19 protein-coding genes are annotated in these 19185 nt (G+C 60.4%); 10 read left to right on the plus strand and 9 right to left on the minus strand.

Annotated features, from left to right (window positions below):
• The first annotated feature begins 258 nt into the window (after positions 1 to 258).
• On the plus strand, positions 259 to 1386 hold the full coding sequence (locus tag M5C01_RS08250; RefSeq protein WP_152736765.1) for a S8 family peptidase: 1128 nt from the start codon (positions 259 to 261) through the stop codon (positions 1384 to 1386).
• 91 nt (positions 1387 to 1477) lie between these two features.
• Here the strand turns inward: M5C01_RS08250 and M5C01_RS08255 are convergent, their stop codons facing one another.
• Complete coding sequence (locus tag M5C01_RS08255; protein WP_152736764.1) at positions 1478 to 2653, minus strand: tetratricopeptide repeat protein; 1176 nt, start codon at positions 2651 to 2653, stop codon at positions 1478 to 1480.
• Between the two features lie 230 nt (positions 2654 to 2883).
• On the opposite strand from M5C01_RS08255, the gene M5C01_RS08260 reads away from it, so the two are divergent.
• Positions 2884 to 3651, plus strand: coding sequence for a hypothetical protein (locus tag M5C01_RS08260; RefSeq protein WP_152736763.1), 768 nt, complete (start codon positions 2884 to 2886; stop codon positions 3649 to 3651).
• 1 nt (position 3652) lies between these two features.
• Here the strand turns inward: M5C01_RS08260 and M5C01_RS08265 are convergent, their stop codons facing one another.
• Genes M5C01_RS08265 through M5C01_RS08275 form a run of 3 tightly spaced genes read right to left on the minus strand, consistent with a single transcriptional unit; the run spans position 3653 to position 5730 of the window.
• Positions 3653 to 4324, minus strand: a complete 672-nt coding sequence (locus M5C01_RS08265) for a protein phosphatase 2C domain-containing protein (protein ID WP_152736762.1) — start codon at positions 4322 to 4324, stop codon at positions 3653 to 3655.
• A 7-nt stretch (positions 4325 to 4331) separates the two neighbouring features.
• On the minus strand, positions 4332 to 5027 hold the full coding sequence (locus M5C01_RS08270) for a hypothetical protein (protein ID WP_152736761.1): 696 nt from the start codon (positions 5025 to 5027) through the stop codon (positions 4332 to 4334).
• A complete protein-coding gene (locus M5C01_RS08275) occupies positions 5020 to 5730 on the minus strand; it encodes a hypothetical protein (RefSeq protein WP_152736760.1) in 711 nt (236 codons plus the stop codon). Before M5C01_RS08275 ends, M5C01_RS08270 begins: the two co-directional genes overlap by 8 nt.
• A 419-nt stretch (positions 5731 to 6149) precedes the next feature.
• On the opposite strand from M5C01_RS08275, the gene M5C01_RS08280 reads away from it, so the two are divergent.
• The 3 genes from M5C01_RS08280 (at position 6150) to M5C01_RS08290 (ending at position 7196) form a co-directional block, all read left to right on the plus strand.
• The gene (locus tag M5C01_RS08280) at positions 6150 to 6440 is read left to right on the plus strand and encodes a hypothetical protein (RefSeq protein WP_152736759.1); all 291 of its coding nucleotides are present in this window, start codon (positions 6150 to 6152) and stop codon (positions 6438 to 6440) included.
• Positions 6441 to 6638: 198 nt separating this feature from the next.
• Positions 6639 to 6941 (plus strand): hypothetical protein, encoded by a 303-nt coding sequence (locus M5C01_RS32955; RefSeq protein WP_152736758.1) that lies wholly within the window; start codon positions 6639 to 6641, stop codon positions 6939 to 6941.
• A 78-nt stretch (positions 6942 to 7019) separates the two neighbouring features.
• On the plus strand, positions 7020 to 7196 hold the full coding sequence (locus tag M5C01_RS08290) for a YhfG family protein (RefSeq protein ID WP_248764303.1): 177 nt from the start codon (positions 7020 to 7022) through the stop codon (positions 7194 to 7196).
• A 99-nt stretch (positions 7197 to 7295) separates the two neighbouring features.
• Here the strand turns inward: M5C01_RS08290 and M5C01_RS08295 are convergent, their stop codons facing one another.
• The 3 genes from M5C01_RS08295 to M5C01_RS08305 all read right to left on the minus strand — a co-directional run bounded on the left by M5C01_RS08295 (position 7296) and on the right by M5C01_RS08305 (position 10464).
• The gene (locus tag M5C01_RS08295) at positions 7296 to 8843 is read right to left on the minus strand and encodes a phosphoenolpyruvate carboxykinase (protein ID WP_103497975.1); all 1548 of its coding nucleotides are present in this window, start codon (positions 8841 to 8843) and stop codon (positions 7296 to 7298) included.
• Positions 8844 to 9022: 179 nt separating this feature from the next.
• Positions 9023 to 9925: an Hsp33 family molecular chaperone HslO gene (gene hslO, locus M5C01_RS08300; RefSeq protein ID WP_152736755.1), complete on the minus strand. Its 903-nt coding sequence runs from the start codon at positions 9923 to 9925 to the stop codon at positions 9023 to 9025.
• Positions 9926 to 10059: 134 nt separating this feature from the next.
• A complete protein-coding gene (locus M5C01_RS08305) occupies positions 10060 to 10464 on the minus strand; it encodes a S4 domain-containing protein (protein WP_103497977.1) in 405 nt (134 codons plus the stop codon).
• A 218-nt stretch (positions 10465 to 10682) separates the two neighbouring features.
• On the opposite strand from M5C01_RS08305, the gene M5C01_RS08310 reads away from it, so the two are divergent.
• On the plus strand, positions 10683 to 11165 hold the full coding sequence (locus tag M5C01_RS08310) for an ATP-dependent zinc protease (RefSeq protein WP_152736754.1): 483 nt from the start codon (positions 10683 to 10685) through the stop codon (positions 11163 to 11165).
• Positions 11162 to 12067 carry a 30S ribosomal protein S6--L-glutamate ligase gene (gene rimK / locus M5C01_RS08315; protein WP_100942049.1) on the plus strand — a complete coding sequence of 302 codons (906 nt, stop codon included), beginning with the start codon at positions 11162 to 11164 and terminating at the stop codon, positions 12065 to 12067. Before M5C01_RS08310 ends, rimK begins: the two co-directional genes overlap by 4 nt.
• Positions 12068 to 12070: 3 nt before the next feature.
• Here the strand turns inward: rimK and M5C01_RS08320 are convergent, their stop codons facing one another.
• Positions 12071 to 13384, minus strand: coding sequence for an ATP-binding protein (locus M5C01_RS08320; RefSeq protein WP_152736753.1), 1314 nt, complete (start codon positions 13382 to 13384; stop codon positions 12071 to 12073).
• Positions 13385 to 13516: 132 nt separating this feature from the next.
• On the minus strand, positions 13517 to 14257 hold the full coding sequence (gene ompR, locus M5C01_RS08325) for a two-component system response regulator OmpR (RefSeq protein WP_100942051.1): 741 nt from the start codon (positions 14255 to 14257) through the stop codon (positions 13517 to 13519).
• A gap of 339 nt (positions 14258 to 14596) precedes the next feature.
• Here ompR and M5C01_RS08330 point away from each other — a divergent pair, with 339 nt between their 5' ends.
• From M5C01_RS08330 to gshA, 3 genes are all read left to right on the plus strand, one after another.
• A complete protein-coding gene (locus tag M5C01_RS08330) occupies positions 14597 to 16921 on the plus strand; it encodes a Tex family protein (protein ID WP_152736752.1) in 2325 nt (774 codons plus the stop codon).
• Positions 16921 to 17304, plus strand: coding sequence for a PaaI family thioesterase (locus M5C01_RS08335; RefSeq protein WP_152736751.1), 384 nt, complete (start codon positions 16921 to 16923; stop codon positions 17302 to 17304). Before M5C01_RS08330 ends, M5C01_RS08335 begins: the two co-directional genes overlap by 1 nt.
• Positions 17305 to 17503: 199 nt before the next feature.
• Positions 17504 to 19087: a glutamate--cysteine ligase gene (gene gshA, locus M5C01_RS08340; protein WP_103499806.1), complete on the plus strand. Its 1584-nt coding sequence runs from the start codon at positions 17504 to 17506 to the stop codon at positions 19085 to 19087.
• Positions 19088 to 19185 lie beyond the last annotated feature (98 nt).

The following is a 19185-nucleotide window of genomic DNA, read 5'->3' on the forward strand; positions in this document are numbered from 1 at the left end:
GCTGTGGATAAACAAACCCTAGGCGGTCGGGCGAGAAAAGGTCCGAGGCAAGCATTACAAACTGCTACGGCGCGCCAGACTAGCGCAAAGCAGGCCGCGGTTGCGCGATGGCGGCCAATACCCGGATACAAATCCTCAAGTGCGCGCCTGTGGAAATGCCGGTTACATCGAAGCTCCTTTGGCGACTGACGCCCAGTCGCCGATCACTGCGCCGTTGAAACGGACGGTTCAACGGCCCTCGTTTGCACAGGAGCTTATATGGACACCGCACCTCGCCCCTTCTCTCGCTTGGCCCGTCACGGCCTGCTCCTGGCGCCTCTCTTGCTGAGCGGCTGCCTGTCCGGCCTGGACTCCAGCCTGCTCAAGCCGGGCGCGGCTGAGACCGAGCCGCTCTCCAGGCGCTTCGAAACCCCGGAATACAAAGCCCAACGCGCATTGGCACTGGTCAAGGCGTCGACACTTTATGCACAGGGCGGCACCGGCAAAGGTGTCAGCGTGGCGATCATCGATTCAGGCCTCAATACCGAACTGCCCGAATTCAAGGGCCGCCTCGCCACACCTGGCCACGATTACGTGCGCGACGTCCCCGAACTGATCGATCCCCACGGCCATGGCACGCAGATGGCCGGCATTATCGCCGCCAACCGCGACGGCCAGGGCATGCACGGCATCGCCTTCGATGCCAAGCTGATCGCCATGCGCATCGGCGACAACAACGAACCGTTCTTTTTCGACGATCAGATCGCCCGCGCCTGGAAAGACAGCTTCGCGGCCGGGGCCCGGATCCTGAGTAACTCCTGGGCCAACGACATTCCCGCCACCGAAATCACTGAAGCGCGCTACAAACAGGTGATGGGTGATTCCTTGCCGGTTGCTCGCCAGTTGGTGGCCGACGGCGCCGTGTTTGTTTTTCCCACGGGCAATGAGCTACGCCGCGAACCCCTGGCCGAACCCGGCCTGCCCGTGGCCTTGCCGGAGCTGGAAAAGGGCTGGATCGCCGTGGTGGCGCTGAAGAATGACGGCACGCTTATCAACCAGAAGTCCAACTACTGCGGCGTGGCCGAACGCTGGTGCATCGCGGTCCCGGGCGGGGATGGTGGCGTCGACAAAGGTTTGCTGACCACCAGTGCCAAGGGCGGCTACAAGGAAACCGCCGGGACCTCGCCCGCCGTGGCGCTGGTCAGCGGCGCGCTTGCCGCCCTGCAAAGTCGCTTTCCCGAACTCACACCCCAGCAACTGCGTGATGTATTGCTCGACAGCGCCAACAACAGCGGTTTTTTTGCCAAGGGCGAGGCTTATGGGCGCGGCCTGATGGATCTGGCGGCGGCGACGCGGCTGGCAGGCGAGCGTGCGAAGCAGCAGCCGACAAATCTCGCCTACCGATAACGGTCCTGCGGGATAGAACACCCCGTAACGGCCCCCAGAAATGAACAACGCGCCAGACAGGGCGCGTTGTGGGGTTGGATCAGTGTGCGATTCAGCGATTTTTTACCCGCTCGATCGCCGTGTCGTACACCGGGTTGGCTTTCTGTTCCTTGGCCAACTCGTAGTGACGCTGGGCGTCGGAGAACTGCCCGGCGTCTTCGTAGATACGGGCAATGTTGTAGTACGAGCTCGCGCGCACGGTGTTGGCCGAGTTGCCGGCTGCCAGGGCAACGGCCTTGCGGTTGGCCCAAATGGCTTCAGCGGTATTACCGGCCTTCTGATACGCCAGACCGAGGTTGCTGTAGGCCTGACCGAAGCCGTTGTTCAGATCGATGGCCTGACGGAAGAAGGCAATCGCCTGCTCCAGATTACCGGCCTTGTAGGCTGCCTCGCCTTTCACATTCAGAGCCTTCGCATCGATCTGCGCCGTAGAGCTGACCGCCACTTCGGCGACCGCGACCTTGTCGTCAAGCAGCGGCGAGACTTCATTCAACACATTCTTGGCCTCCACGGTCACACCGCTGAAGGTGTTGATGTCCTGGAAGTCACCGTTGCCGGTCATACGGAACACGGTCCACAGGTTGCCGCTGCGATTGACGGGAACGTAATAGGTACGGACCAGGGACTGCCCCATGTAGACAAATACCGTGGCCTGGCTGTTGGACAACTGGCGAGAGCCCGGATTGTTGGCGTTGGTGTAGTCATGCACCGCATACACATAGCTTTCGCCGTAGTGCTTCTTCTGCAGGGTGATGGTTTCCGGGCCATAGCTGTCGGTGTCATCCACGTCCAATTCGGCGTCGGTGCCCTTCTGCTGTTCGAAGTAGATATTGTTGCCGGGGAAAATCATGTGGGAGTCGAGGTCTGCCGGAGTCTTGCCCCAGGTCAGCACCACGCGCAGGCCGTCGAGGCTCTGCATCACTGGACTGACGGCATAGGTCATGTCCTTGCAGGGGCACTTGACCACCAGATTGGAATAACCGGTCTTCTTGATGATCAGCAGATTGCTGGCATCGTCGGCGAAGTTGGCCTCGAGAACGACCTGCCCCTGGGCGTTGGTCTTGCCAACCACGTTCTGCTCACCGTTGCGCTGCAACAGCACTTCGGCGTCGGCGATCTTCTGATCCTTGACCACGGCACTGAGGACTTCGATGGGCAATTGCCCGGCCTGGACCGACCAGGCGGCGGCACACAACGACAATACCGAGGCCACGCGAAGCAGAGACATACTTAACTCCCTTTAAGTGCAAAAATCGAGCACCGGATGGCGCCCTAAAAACTGGTGGGAAACATACCGATTTTTTGTCTGAGGTGCCTGCTTTTCAAAAGGAAAATTTCATTTTTGTGGAGCCATCGTTACTCGCCAACGGCCATTTGACGATTTAATCTGCAACTCCCCTCAAAGCCCACGAGAAAGCGCCGATAACCCGCTGACTCACCAAGGAAGGCAGCGGCGACATGCACCAACCCGAGCAAGAAGATGACGATGGCGTCATCCGTTTCAAGCGCCTGCACCCCGAACATTTTGACGTGGTGCTGGGATCGCACCCAGCCAAACAGAAAGTACCGCGCCCGGCGCAGCCCAAATCCTATGGAATGTGGGTATTGGTGCTGATACTGGTGGGTATGCTCGGCTACATGACGGTCAACCGTAACAGCAGCCACCCGATCCCTGTTGCGCCACTGCCAGCGGATGAGCCAGTGCCGATTGAAACGGCCAAGCCGTCCGAAGCGCCAGTGGAGCCGGTATCGCATCCAGAACCTACCGCCAAACTCGTGCCAGCGCCTGCACCGCAAGTGGTTGTCGTGGTGCAGACCCAGGCGCCCGCGGCAGCAGCACACGCCGCAGCCCCACCCACCCCGAAGGTCCAGGGCCTGGTGTCGGCCAGCTACCTGGCGGGCTACCAAGCCAACTTGAACGCACCTGAAGCCAGGCAGACACGCCAATACGAAATCGCCACGGTGAGCATTCGCGAATGGGATGGCCGCGACCGTTATCAGGCGAAATGGCGGATCTTCAACAACGTCATCGACAACGCCAGCGTCTGCGGCAACTTCCTCGCCGGCAGCACCGAGCGCCGTGAATGTCGCAAATCGGCGGAGGTCTTTTTCAAGGAACAGTGCGGCGAATGGGGCAAGCGCTGGGACCGCGACCAGGATGAGAAAAGCAAAGAGATGGAAGTGCGCTATTGCACCGCGATGAAGACATATAGCGCGGCGGAGTGAGTCAGAACCGGACGTCGATAATCGTCAGGTCGTCATCGCTATCCGGCGCCAATAACGCACCACTTTCCAGATGTTTCCGTTGTTTGACAGGACAAAGGTCCGCCCAAAACCCGTCCGTTGCCAAAACCCAACGCGAGCCATCTGACACCTGGAATCGGCTGACCTGAGGAGAATGCTCACGCCTTGCGCTGAAACAGCGCGTCAGGCTGTGGCGGTCGGCATGTATCGCAATCTGTGCATGGGTCAAATCACCTCGCCAGTTGGCTCGGCAATGGGGCAAGGTCAGCCACTCAACCTCACCGGACTCTAGAACCCGACCCAAACAACAATCTCCGGCATGAATCGCAAGGACCTCGTCAGGGGTAAATAGCACGATCAAATAGCTGGTACTTGATGGGGCAAATACCCTGGCGAGTGAGTCATGCCCCTCACTCAGCAACTGTAATAACGCCGCTTCAACCCTGTCTGGATGCAATTGCTTTGCACTTAATTGCCCAAAACCACCCTCCATATGCGCAATCAGGGCCTTGGCCAACTCAGCGCTCTGCGAAGACGAAGTCGAGCCGTCAGCCAGCAGGTAAAGGTGGTGGTGCTCCTGTGAGGCAAATCCGGTGCAATCCCTGTTATCGCTCGTTCGCCCACCTTGAATCGTCAGTACATGGTCGATGGGCATGAACTGACTACCCCTTTGCCATCTGCTTCAGTCGACCAAAAATAATGGCCTCACGCCCACGATCGCCCCGAGCGGCGCTCTGCACCACATAGGAAAAATCCCTGTTGTTGATCAGTTCGGTCATATGCTCACTGAGATACTGCTTGAGCGGCAGAGCGGCATTGCTCACTTCGGCCACTAACTCCTCGCGCCCATCAACCAGGTTGACGATGTCCTCGATATCCTTGCTATTGAGCGTGTCACCACCGCCTCGTCCTTTGTAGGCTTCAAACTTGGTACCGAGAAAGTAGGGTGGCGCGAAGACACGTATTTGCGCACCGCTGGGCAGACGGTGGAGCCGAGCGTGCTGAAAACCCTCATCGAACCAACGGTTGCTGTAGCCCAGAATCGCTTTGTCGGAAGGCATGAAATCGACCTTCAACTCGCCAAGACGCATTCGACAATTAACGTCATCCAGAGGGCTTTCCATGAAGCCTCGACTACGAAGTTGCTCCATCAACCTTGGCCAACCTGCATAACCGGCCAGTTGCACGACCAGATCAACATCATCGGTAAAACGCAGGTCCTCAAGCGTCACCTCATCGGTCACCAACAAGGCCGTGGTGCAGCCGCCGACAAATGCCACCTGCTGGCAGAGTTCCTCACCCAGAGCCTGAGCGACCACATCCAGCATTTCCAACAGGGCTTTCTGTTGCTCACTCATGAAGAATCCATTTTCTCAGTAGCTGGTTCGCCACATCGGCTTCTCGCGGGCTTCCCAAACGTATGGCGTCGACCAATGCCAGATAGTGGTAAAGCAGGTAATCTCGCTTGACCGCCTCGGGGACAGTCTTGTAAATCGGAGCCACCGCCTGGCCCTTCTTTTTTCCCTTGGGATCCGGCCAGACCGGTATCAGATCGCCCCCGCTCATGACCTTTCCTTCCAGGATCGGTGCGGCAAAACCGGTAGGAATACCGCGAACTGTCGCACCGGGCCTTACCGGAAAAACGTACTTGAGCCCATTAGCCACAAGATCCAGCAAAGCACGACTATTGGCCTTTGGCAGGCCGTCTTCGTATCCAAGCGTTACGAGACCGATGTCACGGCAGCGAGTCAGGGCGTTTGAAACTTCACTTTTGCTCAAGCTCAACGACGCAGCCAAGGCTCGGACCGTGTAGCTGTCGTCGCTCTGCTGATCAGCAGGCTCAGCCTGATAGTCCCAACCTTGCCACTCCAAAGCGTCCGAGAGATGGAAGCTCATCGTGTCCCGATGACTGAACAAGTCCTCTGGATTGCCGTACAAAAATTGACCTATCTCACCAGTGCTTTCGGAAATTTCCAGCCGTCGCTCTCGACTCAGATCTTCCTGAGCCTGCTTTTCCAAGCTGATCAATTTGAAGAGAAGCAACACATCTTGACTTTTCATCTCAATAGAACCTCACATGTCCACAGTCCATGGACTGTGGACATGTAGCCTTTGCCAGTTGGATTTTGTCAAGAAAAAAGCACCATCAAACCGCTATAGCAGGCTGAATGGCCAAACCGATAGGTAGCCACCTGACAATCCAAAATGCCACGGCTTGCGGAGCCGTAATGAAGCCCCCTATAGTTCGCCCCGTCGCTGCCAATTCAGCGACCGGGTTTGGTCACCTGTCAGAGTGCGCACTAGCGCCACAGTGGATGTTGCAGGCGCGTTTCGTGCCAGCACGCTTCATGGCGGCTGTGTGCAGGACACCTTCGGGTGTGCCGGTGCGCTCTGCCGGTTGACCAACCTGTGCACAGTCCGCCACCCATCGCTTGGTCACGATGAGAGCGGATCCATGGAACTCATCAGAGCGCATACCTATGAATACTCAAAATCGCTATATCCCTCTCAGCACCAATTTCACCACTATTCCCGTCCTGGTCATCGACACCAACGCCAGCCTCGACGACCTGCAAACCAGCGCCTACCAACGCCTTCAGGCCGCCAGCGACCTGCTGGAAACCATGACGTGCGTGAGCCTTGTCACCACCTGCGACAAAGACTTCACTCACGTCACCAATGCCGCGTACCTGCTGGTGCGTGAAGGCTGCGACCTGTTGCAACTGGTCCAGCAGCGAACGATGGCGTTGAGCAGGCAAGTCGCTCAGTAACCCCCTCAAAGACAGGCCATTTCTCTATAGGAAATGACCTACTTAGCTTGGGTAATTCACAACCCATTTTGAGAGTCTGGCTACGAGAATGAAGGTAAGAGCTGATCCACAGCAGGTATCAGCGCCTTCATTATTTGCATTCGGCTTTCTGACACAGCCTCTCATAGCCCGCAGAAAATCCATTCTGGAGGTAATCAGGTGACAATTCAGACAATGCTTGAGCAGGCAAATGGAGATGTAATCACCCTGCGCCCAGTGCGCCCCAGCTGGCAATCGCTGGCGGAGCTGCCCACTGCTGACTCGGACTTTCTACAAGAACGCCCGGACATCATCAGTGATGAAGGCAGGCTCAATGAAGTATTACTCGCCCACTATGACAAGTGGTTCAAAGCCCAGGCTCAAGAGAGTATCGACGACCCTCGCCCCAGCATTTCCGATGAAGATGCTCAGCAGTTGTTTTCCGCCAAACGTGAATCGCTGCGAAACAGGGCTCGCAGATGAACGCTATACATCGCCCATGCCCAGCCCGAATCATGGGCTAGCGTTACACTTTAAAACCTCTGCCCAGAGGCAAGCCTTATAAGCAAATTGACCTTTCAAGAAAAGCAGGATCACTACAACAAAATCCGCAGATCAAACTGCCTGGCAAGCCTTCGCCTGGCAGGTTTCAACACCACACCTGCCGATCTGGAAAGACCACTTCCGACGATGGAAGCGATCCTCAAAAAGTGTCGCGGCACCTCACGCTCTTGGTGAACAAATACAGTCCCCCATCACTTTGGCTTTCAAACCCGCATTAACCAAAAAGCCGCCCCGAGGGGCGGCTTTCTTTTCAACCAGCAGAGCAACCGATACTTACAACTTCGGCCCAGCCGCCTTGATCGCGTCGCTCACGTCGAACTTCTTGAAGTTCTCGATGAACAGACCCGCCAGCGCTTTCGCCGCTTCGTCGTAGGCAGCCTTGTCAGCCCAGGTGTTGCGTGGGTTCAACAGGCCAGTCTCGACGCCCGGTACGGCCAATGGCACGTCCAGGTTGATGGTGTCCAGGTGCTCGGTCTCGGCACCAATCAACGCACCGCTCTGGATCGCGGCAATCACGCCACGAGTCGTCGGGATATTGAAGCGCTTGCCAACGCCGTAGCCGCCGCCGGTCCAGCCGGTGTTGACCAGGTAGACCTTGGAACCGAAACCACGGATCCGCTTGATCAGCAGTTCAGCGTACACACCAGCCGGACGCGGGAAGAACGGCGCGCCGAAGCAGGTGGAGAAGGTCGACTTGATGCCGGCGCCCGAACCCATTTCAGTCGAACCCACCAGTGCGGTGTAGCCGGACAGGAAGTGGTAAGCGGCCTGTTCTTCACTGAGGATCGACACCGGTGGCAGTACGCCGGTCAGGTCGCAGGTCAGGAAGATCACGGCATTTGGCTCGCCACCGAGGTTTTTCGGTGCGCGTTTTTCGATCAGTTCGCGCGGGTAGGCCGCACGGCTGTTCTGGGTCAGGCTGTCGTCGGCGTAGTCGGCCTTCTTGTTGGCGTCCAGCACGACGTTTTCCAGCACGGCGCCGTGCTGGATGGCTTTCCAGATCACCGGCTCGTTCTTCTCGGACAGGTCGATGCACTTGGCATAGCAACCGCCTTCGATGTTGAACACCACGCCCACGCCCCAGCCGTGTTCGTCGTCACCGATCAGGTAACGGCTTTCGTCAGCCGACAGGGTGGTCTTGCCGGTGCCCGACAGACCGAAGAACAGGGTCACGTCGCCCTCTTCGCCCATGTTCGCCGCGCAGTGCATCGGCAGTACATCGACGGCCGGCAGCAGGAAGTTCTGCACCGAGAACAGGGCTTTTTTCATTTCACCGGCGTAACGCATGCCGGCGATCAGGACTTTCTTGGCCGCGAAGTTGAGGATCACGGTGCCGTCGGAGTTGGTGCCGTCACGCTCTGGCACGCACTCGAACTCCGGCACGTTGAGGATCTGCCACTCGTCCTTGCCACCGGCGTTGTACTGGCCGGCTTCCGGGTTGATGAACAGGCAACGGCCGAACAGGTTGTGCCAGGCGGTACCGGTGGTCATCTTGACCGGCAGGTAGTGCGCCGGGTCGGAACCGACGTGCACGTGGGAAACAAAACGCTCGCGCTCGCCGATAAAGGCTTCAACGCGGTTCCACAGGGCATCGAACTTGTCGGCCGGGAACTTGCGGTTGATCGGGCCCCAGGCAATGGCGTCCTGGGTGGAAGGCTCTTCGACGATAAAACGGTCGACCGGCGAACGACCGGTACGGTGACCGGTGCGCACGACCAGCGCGCCGGTGTCGGCGAGTTCGCCTTCACCACGAGCCAGGGCTTCTTTTACCAGATCGTCAACACTCAGATCGGTGTACACGGCATTGTTTGCTTGCGTCATGAGATTCCCCGTCGGCCACTGGCCGAGTGCTCCAAACGTTTTGTAGTAGAAAGTCGTGCACTACTACCGCGAAAAAAGTGGGCCGGATTATGCCAGAAAAGCCCAAAAAGAGTAGGGTCCTCCTGTCAGAACGCCTATTTTCTGTCGTTTGACAGGAGATTTACCTGCGCTGAACCGTTTTAGTGACGAGTATCTGACGGGGTGTCGACGCCGGCACCTGCGAACAATTGCGAAACGTCAGCGGCATCGAACAGATAGCGCTGGTTGCAAAACTGGCAATCGACCTCGATATGGCCGCCGTGTTCGACCACCAGTTGCTGGGCATCTTCCAGCCCCAGGCTGACCAGTGCATTGCCCGAACGCTCCCGCGAACAGCTGCAATGGAAACGCAGCGGTTGAAGGTCGAACAGGCGCACGGCTTCTTCGTGGTAGAGGCGGTGCAGGACGGTTTCGTTGTCCAGGCTCAGCAGTTCGTCAGCGGTCAGGGTGCTGGCCATGGCGGTCAGGTGCTGCCAGCTGGCGTCGCGCTCTTCCTGATCGCGCAGGCGGTCGGCGGGCAGTTGTTGCAGCAGCATGCCACGGGCGCGGCGGCCGTCGGCGTGGAGCCAGAAGCGTGTGCCGACCTGCTGGGACATGACGAAGTAGTTGGTAAAACACTCCGACAGGGTTTCGCCGTCCAGGTCGACAATGCCCTGGTAGCGCTGGCCCTGGGTCGGATCGACGGTCAGGGCGAGGACGCCATTGGGCATCAGGTCGGCCAGGGTCGCATCGGCCGGGATCAGTGCCTCGTCGTAACGGGCCAGACCACGGATCTCGCGCTCGCTGGAGCATTCGATCATCAGCAGCGGCACCGGGCCTTCGGAACGCGCCTGGAGAATCAGCAGGCCATCGAACTTCAGGGTACCGACCAGCAACGACGCGGCGGCCATCAGCTCGCCGAGCAGTTGCGCGATCGGCTCCGGATAGGGGTGCTTGGCCAGTACTTCGGCGTAGCTGCGCTCCAGCGACACCAATTCGCCGCGGGTGTCGCTGTCATCGAAGATGAAGCGCTGGGTGTAGTCGGTGTCCGGTAGGTCTGACATAGGTATCAATTCTGGAAGTAGGAATAGGGGTGTTCTGCCCAGGGAAGTGAGCATTTTATGAACAAACGGGATTTGTACCAAGCAACATGGGGGCGAATGGCGCTCAGTCAAGGACTGAGGCGACGCGCTGCGCCCTATTCGGCGCCGCTGCCACGAAACTTGAACAGATCGCGTCGCTGTTTCTTGCTCGGCTTGCCGTCGGTGGTCAGGCCCAGCGCACCGGCCTTGCGTTGCGCCGCCGCGGCTTCGCGCTTGGCCAGGCTCTGCTCGGTCTCAGCATAGAGCGTCTGCGCTTCGGGAGCGCCGCGACGGACCAGCGACAGCGCCTGCACCACCACGGTCCGTTCGTCGAAACCGGTGCGAATCTGGATCTCGTCGCCCACCCGTGGCTCCTTGCCCGGTTTGCAGCGCTCGCCGCGACAATGCACCTTGCCGCTTTCAATCGCCGCCTTGGCCAGGGCACGGGTCTTATAGAAGCGCGCCGCCCACAACCACTTGTCCAACCGAACCTTGTCGTCCTCTTCCGCTTTCTGCGCCACTGTCCTTCCTCAAACTGAAATATTGTCGAACTGTACTACCGTTGCCGTCGAAGCTGAATGGTCCTGGCCAGTCTAGAATGCCAGGTGATCCAGGGGGTAATTTCACGACCTGAAACAGGTCGCAGAGATAACTATCGCCATTTACCCGATATTCTGCGTGAATACCGCAATTACGGCTGCCGGGCAGCCAGAGCGCCTTTTTCCACCGGTTGAGCATTTTGAAGACATTTGACCATTTGACTGTTGTGGGTCTGCGCGAGTGGGTGGCGCTTCCGGATTTGGGAGTCGCCGGCCTGCGGGCGAAAATCGACACCGGTGCCAGCACCTCCAGCCTGCACGCCACCGAAATCGAGCCCTTCGAGCGCGACGGTGAGCAGTGGGTGCGTTTCACCGCCCACCTGGGCAGCGTGGTGCAATTGCGTCACCGCCGCTGCGAAGCGCCGTTGCTGACGATGAAGACCATCAAGAGCTCCAACGGCCATGCCCAGGTGCGTTATGTGATCGCCACCACCCTGGCCCTGGGCGACCGGGTCTGGCAGGTGCAGTTCACCCTCGCCTGCCGCAAAGCCATGCGTTATCGCCTGTTGCTCGGTTCCAAAGCCCTGATCGATGGCCAGTTGGTGGTCAATCCAGAGCACAAATACGTTCAAGACAAGCCGGTTTTCCCGGTCACTACTACCTCTGCCACAGGTGTTGCATGAAGATCGCTGTGCTGTCGCGTAACCCGCGTCTGTATTCCACTCGTCGCCTGGTAGAGGCCGGCGTTGCCCGCGGCCATGAGATGGTGGTGGTCGACACCCTGCGCGCCTATATGAACATCGCCAGCCACAAGCCGCAGATCCACTATCGCGGCAAGCCCCTGGAGGGTTTCGATGCGGTGATCCCGCGGATCGGCGCCTCGGTGACCTTTTATGGCTGCGCGGTGCTGCGCCAGTTCGAAATGATGGGGGTGTTTCCCCTCAACGAGTCGGTGGCCATCGCTCGCTCGCGGGACAAGCTGCGTTCGCTGCAGTTGCTGTCGCGGCGCGGGATCGGCTTGCCGGTGACCGGTTTTGCCCACTCGCCGGACGATATTCCCGACCTGATCGCCATGGTCAACGGCGCACCGCTGGTGATCAAGGTGCTCGAGGGCACCCAGGGTATCGGCGTGGTGCTGTGCGAAACGGCGACGGCGGCGGAGTCGGTGATCGAGGCGTTCATGGGCCTGAAGCAGGACATCATGGTCCAGGAGTACATCAAGGAAGCCGGTGGTGCCGATATCCGCTGCTTCGTGGTGGGCGACAAGGTGATTGCGTCGATGAAGCGCCAGGCCAAGCCCGGGGAGTTCCGCTCCAACCTGCATCGCGGCGGCAGCGCCAGCCTGATCAAGATCACCCCGGAAGAACGCATGACCGCGATTCGCGCGGCCAAGGTGATGGGCCTGAGCGTGGCCGGGGTGGATATCCTGCGCTCCAATCACGGCCCGCTGGTGATGGAGGTGAACTCCTCGCCCGGCCTTGAGGGCATCGAGGTGACCACCGGCAAGGATGTGGCCGGGATCATCATCGAGCACATCGAGAAGAACGGCGGCCCGAACATGACCCGGACCAAGGGTAAAGGCTGATTTCTACACTGCGTCGCGAGGCAGCATCAACCCCAGCGGCAAACGAACCCGCGCTTCCAGGCCACCACCGGTGCGGTTGCGCAGTTCGACATTGCCGCCATGCATCGAGGCGATCCGCCTGACAATCGCCAGCCCCAGGCCCGTGCCCTTGCCGCCACGGGCCTTGTCGCCCCGGGTGAAGGGATTGAAGATGCCTTCCAGCTCCGCCGGATCAATCCCCGTCCCACGGTCCATGACGCTCAGTACCACGTACGGCGCGCTGCTGTCGCCCGAAACATAGGCCGCCACTTCCACGCCCTCGCCGGCATGGTGCAAGGCGTTGCCGATCAGGTTGTTCAACAGCCGCTTCATCGACACCCGGCGCAACGGGAACGGCTGGATCGGTTGCAACCGCGTGCGTACCCGCTCTTCGCTCTGGTTATAGGGCGCCACCACTTCGCGCACCAGCTCGCTCAGGTCGACCTCTTCCACCGACTCGTCGCGACCGTCGCGGATAAAGGCGAGGAACTGGTCGAGGATGGCGTCCATGTCCTCGATATCCCGGACCATCTCATCGCTGAGATCGTCATGACTGCCCATCAGCTCCAGTGACAGGCGCAGCCGCGTCAACGGCGTACGCAAGTCATGGGACACACCTGCCAGCATCAACTCCCGTTCTCGACCCGCCTGTTCGACGTCCTCGGCCATCTGGTTGAAGGCCCGGTACACCTCGGTCATTTCGCTGGGGGTATCACTGATCGGCAGCCGTACGCTGCGCCCCTGGCCGAGTTGCCGCGCGGCATCCACCAGACGCTTCAACGGCTGGTTGAGCTGGCTGACAAAGATCCACGCCGATGCGGTGGAGAGCAGCCCGATGGCCAGGAACCAGCCCAGCACGCTCCAGATTTTCTGCCCGCGCAGCGGATGCGGATACAGCGGCACTTTCAGCCAGCCGGCACCCAGGCTCGGCGCCCGCACCCAGAGGGCCGGCGGCGAGTGCATGCGCAACCGCACCTCGGTGTCGGCACCCAACTCGGCCTGCATCTGGCGCTGGTAGATCTCACTGTAGGGCCAGTGCTGTTCACCTTCCGGCACCCCACCGCTGACCACCCGGATCAAGCCGGCGGCATCGGCGATCTTGTCGCGATCGTCCTCGTCCGCCGCCCAATAGGCACGCAGGGTCAGGGCCACGCCGTGACTGTACTGACGGTCCACCAGCACGTCTTCGTTCATCAGCAGGTACACCAGGGTCAGTGCCTTGGAGAACAGCACGACGATCAGCACCAGCCAGAGGGTACGGGCGAAGAAACTTTGGGGGAACCAGAGAGGGGTTTTCATGGGCAGCCGCTGGACACTTTGCAGAGGCGAGCGGGCGGGCTCGCATATTGCGGATTGCGACTCGCCCGGGGTTTACCCGGGCGAATCGTTCCTACCGATCAACAGGCACCCGTCAACAGGCACCGGGCATCGTCACTTGGTCGCGGCGCCGTCCGGCACGAACACGTAACCCACGCCCCAGACGGTCTGGATATAGCGCGGCTTGGACGGATCCGGTTCGATCATGCGGCGCAGACGGGAGATCTGCACGTCGATGGAACGCTCCAGCGCATCCCATTCACGACCACGGGCCAGGTTCATCAGTTTGTCGCGGGTCAGCGGCTCGCGGGCATGCATGACCAGCGCCTTGAGCACGGCGAACTCGCCGGTGGTGAGCATGTGCACTTCTTCGCCGCGCTTGAGTTCGCGAGTGGCCAGGGACAGCTCGTAGTCACCGAAGGTCACGCTCTCGTCTTCGCTGCCCGGTGCGCCCGGCACCGGTGCCGACTGGCGACGCAACACCGCCTTGACCCGGGCCATCAGCTCATCGGGGTTGAAGGGTTTGGCCAGGTAATCGTCGGCGCCCAGCTCCAGGCCCTTGATCCGGCTCAGCTCGTCGCCCTTGGCGGTGAGCATGATGATCGGCACCTGGTTGTTCGCCGCGCGCAGGCGACGGCAGGCGGTCAGGCCGTCTTCGCCGGGCAGCATCAGGTCGAGGACCACCAGGTTGAAAACTTCACGGGACAGCAGGCGGTCCATCTGTTCGGTGTTCGCCACTGCGCGGGCGCGATAGCCCTTGCTGGTGAAAAAACGTTCCAGCAGGCTGCTCAGCCCGGGATCGTCATCAACGATGAGTATTTTTTCGCCTTCAGCAGGGTTTGCAGTGCTGCTCATTGGATGCTCCTTTGATCTCGGCACGCATTATGGGCCCAGCGGCCCTTATCCGTATCCGGTGCATTGTTAGCAGATTTTTCCTCAACTACCAGTAAACGCTCTAAAGGCACCGCGCGGGTGCACAATCCCCGCAAGCCCGGAACGCTGGTTATAATGCGCCGCCTCTTGTCTCAGGCAACGTCTGATCATTGCTGTGGCGTGCCGCTCTTTATTTTCCAAGGCACACAGCAATGTGCTGATTTCATGGGTCTCAAGGCTGCCTTTTGATCCCAAACCAGATTCGTCCCGATGGCTTGAGAGCCTCGACGCGTCTGCTTTCACACTTTGTCAGGTGGTTTTATGGACAGCATCAACAGCCGCATCGCCGAAGAACTCGGCGTCCGCCCACAACAGGTCGAAGCGGCCGTCGCTCTACTGGATGAGGGCTCCACCGTGCCCTTCATCGCGCGCTACCGCAAGGAAGTGACCGGCAGCCTGGATGACATCCAGCTGCGTCACCTGGAAGAGCGCCTGCGCTACCTGCGAGAACTCGACGAACGGCGCATCAGCATCCTCGCCAGCATCGAGGAGCAAGGCAAGCTGACTCCGGAATTGGCCCGCGATATCAAGCTGGCCGACACCAAGACCCGCCTCGAAGACCTTTACCTGCCGTACAAGCAGAAACGCCGCACCAAGGGCCAGATCGCCCTGGAAGCCGGCCTCGGCGAGTTGGCGGACGGCCTGTTCAACGACCCGACGCTGAATCCGGAAAGCGAAGCCGCACGCTTCGTCGACGGCGAAAAAGGCGTGGCGGACGTGAAGGCGGCCCTGGAAGGCGCCAAGTACATCCTGATGGAACGCTTCGCCGAAGATGCCGGCCTGCTGGACAAGCTGCGCAACTACCTCAAGCAGGAAGCCACCCTGAGTGCCCGGGTCATCGCCGGCAAGGAAGAAGAAGGTGCCAAGTTCCGCGACTACTTCGAACACGACGAGCCGCTGAAAAGCATGCCGTCGCACCGCGCCCTGGCGATTTTCCGTGGACGCAACGAAGGCATCCTCAGCTCCGCGCTGAAGGTCGGCGACGAGCAGCCGGGCAGCATGCACCCGTGCGAAGGCATGATCGGCCAGCAGTTCGGCATCCAGAACCAGAACCGTCCCGCCGATAAATGGCTGGGCGAAGTGGTGCGCTGGACCTGGAAGGTCAAGCTCTACACCCACCTGGAAACCGACCTGCTGGGCGAGCTGCGCGACGGCGCGGAAACCGAGGCGATCAATGTCTTCGCCCATAACCTGCACGACCTGTTGCTGGCCGCCCCGGCCGGCCCGCGCGCCACCCTGGGCCTCGACCCGGGCCTGCGTACCGGCTGCAAGGTCGCGGTGGTGGACTCCACCGGCAAGCTGCTGGACCACGCCACCGTCTACCCCCACGTGCCGCACAACAAGTGGGACCAGACCCTCGCCGTGCTCGCCGCCCTGTGCGCCAAGCATTCGGTGGACCTGATCGCCATCGGCAACGGCACCGCCAGCCGCGAAACCGACAAGCTGGCCGCCGAGCTGATCAAGAAATACCCGGCCATGAAGATGACCAAGGTCATGGTGTCCGAAGCCGGCGCCTCGGTGTACTCGGCCTCTGAACTGGCCTCCAAGGAATTCCCCGACCTGGATGTGTCGATCCGTGGCGCCGTGTCCATTGCCCGCCGCCTGCAGGACCCGCTGGCCGAACTGGTGAAGATCGACCCGAAATCCATCGGTGTCGGCCAGTACCAGCACGACGTGTCCCAGCTCAAGCTGGCCCGTGGCCTGGATGCGGTGGTGGAAGACTGCGTGAACGCCGTCGGCGTCGACGTGAACACCGCCTCGGTGGCGTTGCTGGCGCGGATTTCCGGCCTCAACCCGACCCTGGCACAGAATATCGTCAACCACCGCGATGAAAACGGCGCGTTCAAGACCCGCGCCGCGCTGAAGAAAGTTGCCCGCCTGGGCGAGAAGACCTTCGAGCAGGCCGCCGGCTTCCTGCGGGTGATGAACGGCGACAATCCGCTGGACTCCTCCGCCGTGCACCCGGAAGCCTACCCGCTGGTGCAGCGCATCGCCGCAGAAACCGACCGCGACATCCGTTCGCTGATCGGCGACGCCAGCTTCCTCAAGCGCCTGGACCCGAAGAAATTCACCGATGAAACCTTCGGCCTGCCCACCGTCACCGACATTCTCCAGGAATTGGAGAAGCCGGGCCGCGACCCGCGTCCCGAGTTCAAGACCGCCGCCTTCCAGGACGGCGTCGAAGACCTCAAGGACCTGGAGCCGGGGATGATTCTCGAAGGCGTGGTGACCAACGTCACCAACTTCGGTGCCTTCGTCGATATCGGCGTACACCAGGACGGCCTGGTGCATATCTCCGCACTGTCCGAGAAATTCATCAAGGACCCCCGTGAAGCGGTGAAAGCCGGCGATGTGGTGAAGGTCAAGGTCATGGAAGTCGATATCCCGCGCAAACGCGTCGGCCTGTCGATGCGCATGAGCGACACCCCGGGCGAGAAAGTCGACGGGGCCCGTGGCTCGCGTCCGGGCTCGGCACCACGGCCGTCGCAGAACAGCGCGCCGCGCAAGGAAAGCACCCCGGCCGCGCCAAGCAACAATGCCATGGCTTCGCTGTTCGCCAACGCCAAACAGTTGAAGAAACGCTGATGGACATTCCTGAGGGCCTCACCCAGAGCGCTTTCAGCGAGATGCTCGGCTGCCGCCTGCAACGCCTGGAAACCGGTGTTGCCGAGGTGGCCCTGGCGCTGGAGCCGCACCTGCGCAATCGCGGCAACGTGATGCACGGCGGGGCGATTTTCAGCCTGGTGGACATCACCATGGGACTGGCCTGCTCCAGCTCCCATGGTTTTGACCAGCGCAGCGTGACCATCGAGTGCAAGATCAACTACATGCGGGCGGTGGCCGAGGGCGAAGTGTCGTGCGTCGCCACGGTCATCCACCCCGGCCGCCGCACCCTGGTGGTCGAAGCCGAAGTGCGCCAAGGCGACAAACTTGTCGCGAAAGCACAAGGCACCTTCGCTGTTCTCTAGGCGCCCTGGCTCGATTTGGGTTAATTTCGACACTGTGAAAGCAGTGTCGGGGTTTTCCCTTTCACTGCCTCCGACCCAGGGAGGAAGTGTCGGCGTTTTCTGATATTTACCAGGCGACCACGCCAGTTCTCAACTTCACCCTTGTAGACCGTCTTGCCCACCCCCATATTGGGGCGACCGACGCGTGAAGGAATCCAACTTGAGCGAACTTCTCAACCGCCGCCTGGCTCTGCTCGGCGAGCGCGACCACCTCTCTCTGCTCGAACAGTGCCTGCACGGCATCGAGCGTGAATGCCTGCGCGTCACCGGCGTTGCTCGTCTGGCGCAGACACCGCACCCCGAAGAGCTGGGCTCCGCACTGACCAACGAACAAATCACCACCGACTATTCCGAGTCGCTGCTGGAGTTCATCACTCCCGCCCTGGCCGACCCGGCGGACACCCTGGCCAGCCTGGACAAGATCCATCGTTTTGCCTACAGCAAGCTCGGCAACGAGTACCTGTGGAGCCCGTCGATGCCTTGCCCGTTGCCGGCGGAAGAAGATATTCCGATCGCCTATTACGGCACCTCGAATATCGGCAAGCTCAAGTATGTGTACCGCCAGGGCCTGGCCCTGCGCTACGGCAAGACCATGCAGTGCATTGCCGGGATTCACTACAATTTCTCCCTGCCGGAACAGCTCTGGCCCGTGCTCAAGCAGGCAGAGGGTTTCGTCGGCACGGACCGCGACTACCAGTCGCTGGCCTACATCGCGATGATCCGCAACTTCCGCCGATACAGCTGGCTGCTGATGTACCTGTTCGGTGCATCGCCGGCCCTGGACGCCGGTTTCCTGCGCGGGCGTGCCCATTCGCTGGAACAGTTCGACGCCGATACGCTGTACCTGCCCTACGCCACCAGCCTGCGCATGAGCGACCTGGGTTACCAGAGCAACGCCCAGGCCGGCCTGACGCCCTGCTACAACGACCTGGACAGCTACATCGACAGCCTGCGCAAGGCGGTGGCCACTCCCTACGCACCTTACGTAGAGATTGGCACACACAAGGATGGTGAGTGGGTACAGCTCAACACCAACATCCTGCAGATCGAAAACGAGTACTACTCCAATATTCGCCCCAAACGCGTGACCTACACCGGCGAGCGGCCGATCCAGGCGCTGATGGCCCGTGGCGTGCAGTATGTCGAGGCGCGCTGCCTGGACATCAACCCATTCCTGCCGACCGGTATCGATCTGACCGAGGCGCGTTTCCTCGATGCGTTCCTGCTGTATTGCGCGCTGAACGACAGTCCGCTGTTCGAAAACAACGAGTGCGGCAATGCCACCTCGAACTTCCTCAGCGTGGTCAAGGAAGGTCGGCGCCCGGGCCTGCAATTGCAGCGTCGGGGTGAGGCGGTGGGCCTGAAGGAATGGGCCAACGAGTTGCTGGAGAAGATCGCGCCGCTGGCGGCGTTGCTGGACCGCAGCCACGGTGGCGACAGTCACGCCAAGGCGCTGGACGAGCAGCTTGCCAAGGTCAAGGATTCGTCCCTGACGCCATCGGCCCAGGTGTTGGCGAGCATGACCGCGCACAAGGAAAGCTTCGCGCAGTTCTCGATGCGCCAGAGCCAAGCCCATGCCGAGTTCTTCCGCAGTCAGCCGTTGAGCAAGGAAGAACAGGCCGGCTTCGAGGAAGCGGCTCGTAAATCCCTGGTGCAACAGGCTGAGCTGGAACAGAACGAGGTGGGGGATTTCGACGTGTTTGTCGGGTCGTACCAGGCGAGTATTCTGGCAATCAGTAATTGATGCGGCGTCTTCATTGACGCCTTCGCGGGCAAGCCCTGCTCCTACAGTTCCGTGTCCTACACAAGGTCAGTGGTCGACGACGTACTGTAGGAGCAGGG

The sequence above is a fragment of the Pseudomonas sp. MWU12-2319 genome (assembly GCF_023242525.1).
In the GTDB taxonomy this organism is placed as follows: Bacteria; Pseudomonadota; Gammaproteobacteria; order Pseudomonadales; family Pseudomonadaceae; genus Aquipseudomonas; species Aquipseudomonas gingeri_D.

What these genes read in the sequence shown, in the direction of transcription:
- M5C01_RS08280 (WP_152736759.1), top strand. Translation starts at nt 6,150, where the DNA reads ATGAATACTCAAAATCGCTATATCCCTCTCAGCACCAATTTCACCACT.
- M5C01_RS08270 (WP_152736761.1), bottom strand. Translation starts at nt 5,027, where the DNA reads ATGAGTGAGCAACAGAAAGCCCTGTTGGAAATGCTGGATGTGGTCGCT.
- ompR (WP_100942051.1), bottom strand. Translation starts at nt 14,257, where the DNA reads ATGAGCAGCACTGCAAACCCTGCTGAAGGCGAAAAAATACTCATCGTT.
- hslO (WP_152736755.1), bottom strand. Translation starts at nt 9,925, where the DNA reads ATGTCAGACCTACCGGACACCGACTACACCCAGCGCTTCATCTTCGAT.
- M5C01_RS08320 (WP_152736753.1), bottom strand. Translation starts at nt 13,384, where the DNA reads ATGAAAACCCCTCTCTGGTTCCCCCAAAGTTTCTTCGCCCGTACCCTC.
- M5C01_RS08275 (WP_152736760.1), bottom strand. Translation starts at nt 5,730, where the DNA reads ATGAAAAGTCAAGATGTGTTGCTTCTCTTCAAATTGATCAGCTTGGAA.
- M5C01_RS08330 (WP_152736752.1), top strand. Translation starts at nt 14,597, where the DNA reads ATGGACAGCATCAACAGCCGCATCGCCGAAGAACTCGGCGTCCGCCCA.
- M5C01_RS08295 (WP_103497975.1), bottom strand. Translation starts at nt 8,843, where the DNA reads ATGACGCAAGCAAACAATGCCGTGTACACCGATCTGAGTGTTGACGAT.
- M5C01_RS08260 (WP_152736763.1), top strand. Translation starts at nt 2,884, where the DNA reads ATGCACCAACCCGAGCAAGAAGATGACGATGGCGTCATCCGTTTCAAG.
- M5C01_RS08265 (WP_152736762.1), bottom strand. Translation starts at nt 4,324, where the DNA reads ATGCCCATCGACCATGTACTGACGATTCAAGGTGGGCGAACGAGCGAT.
- rimK (WP_100942049.1), top strand. Translation starts at nt 11,162, where the DNA reads ATGAAGATCGCTGTGCTGTCGCGTAACCCGCGTCTGTATTCCACTCGT.
- M5C01_RS08255 (WP_152736764.1), bottom strand. Translation starts at nt 2,653, where the DNA reads ATGTCTCTGCTTCGCGTGGCCTCGGTATTGTCGTTGTGTGCCGCCGCC.
- M5C01_RS08250 (WP_152736765.1), top strand. Translation starts at nt 259, where the DNA reads ATGGACACCGCACCTCGCCCCTTCTCTCGCTTGGCCCGTCACGGCCTG.
- M5C01_RS08335 (WP_152736751.1), top strand. Translation starts at nt 16,921, where the DNA reads ATGGACATTCCTGAGGGCCTCACCCAGAGCGCTTTCAGCGAGATGCTC.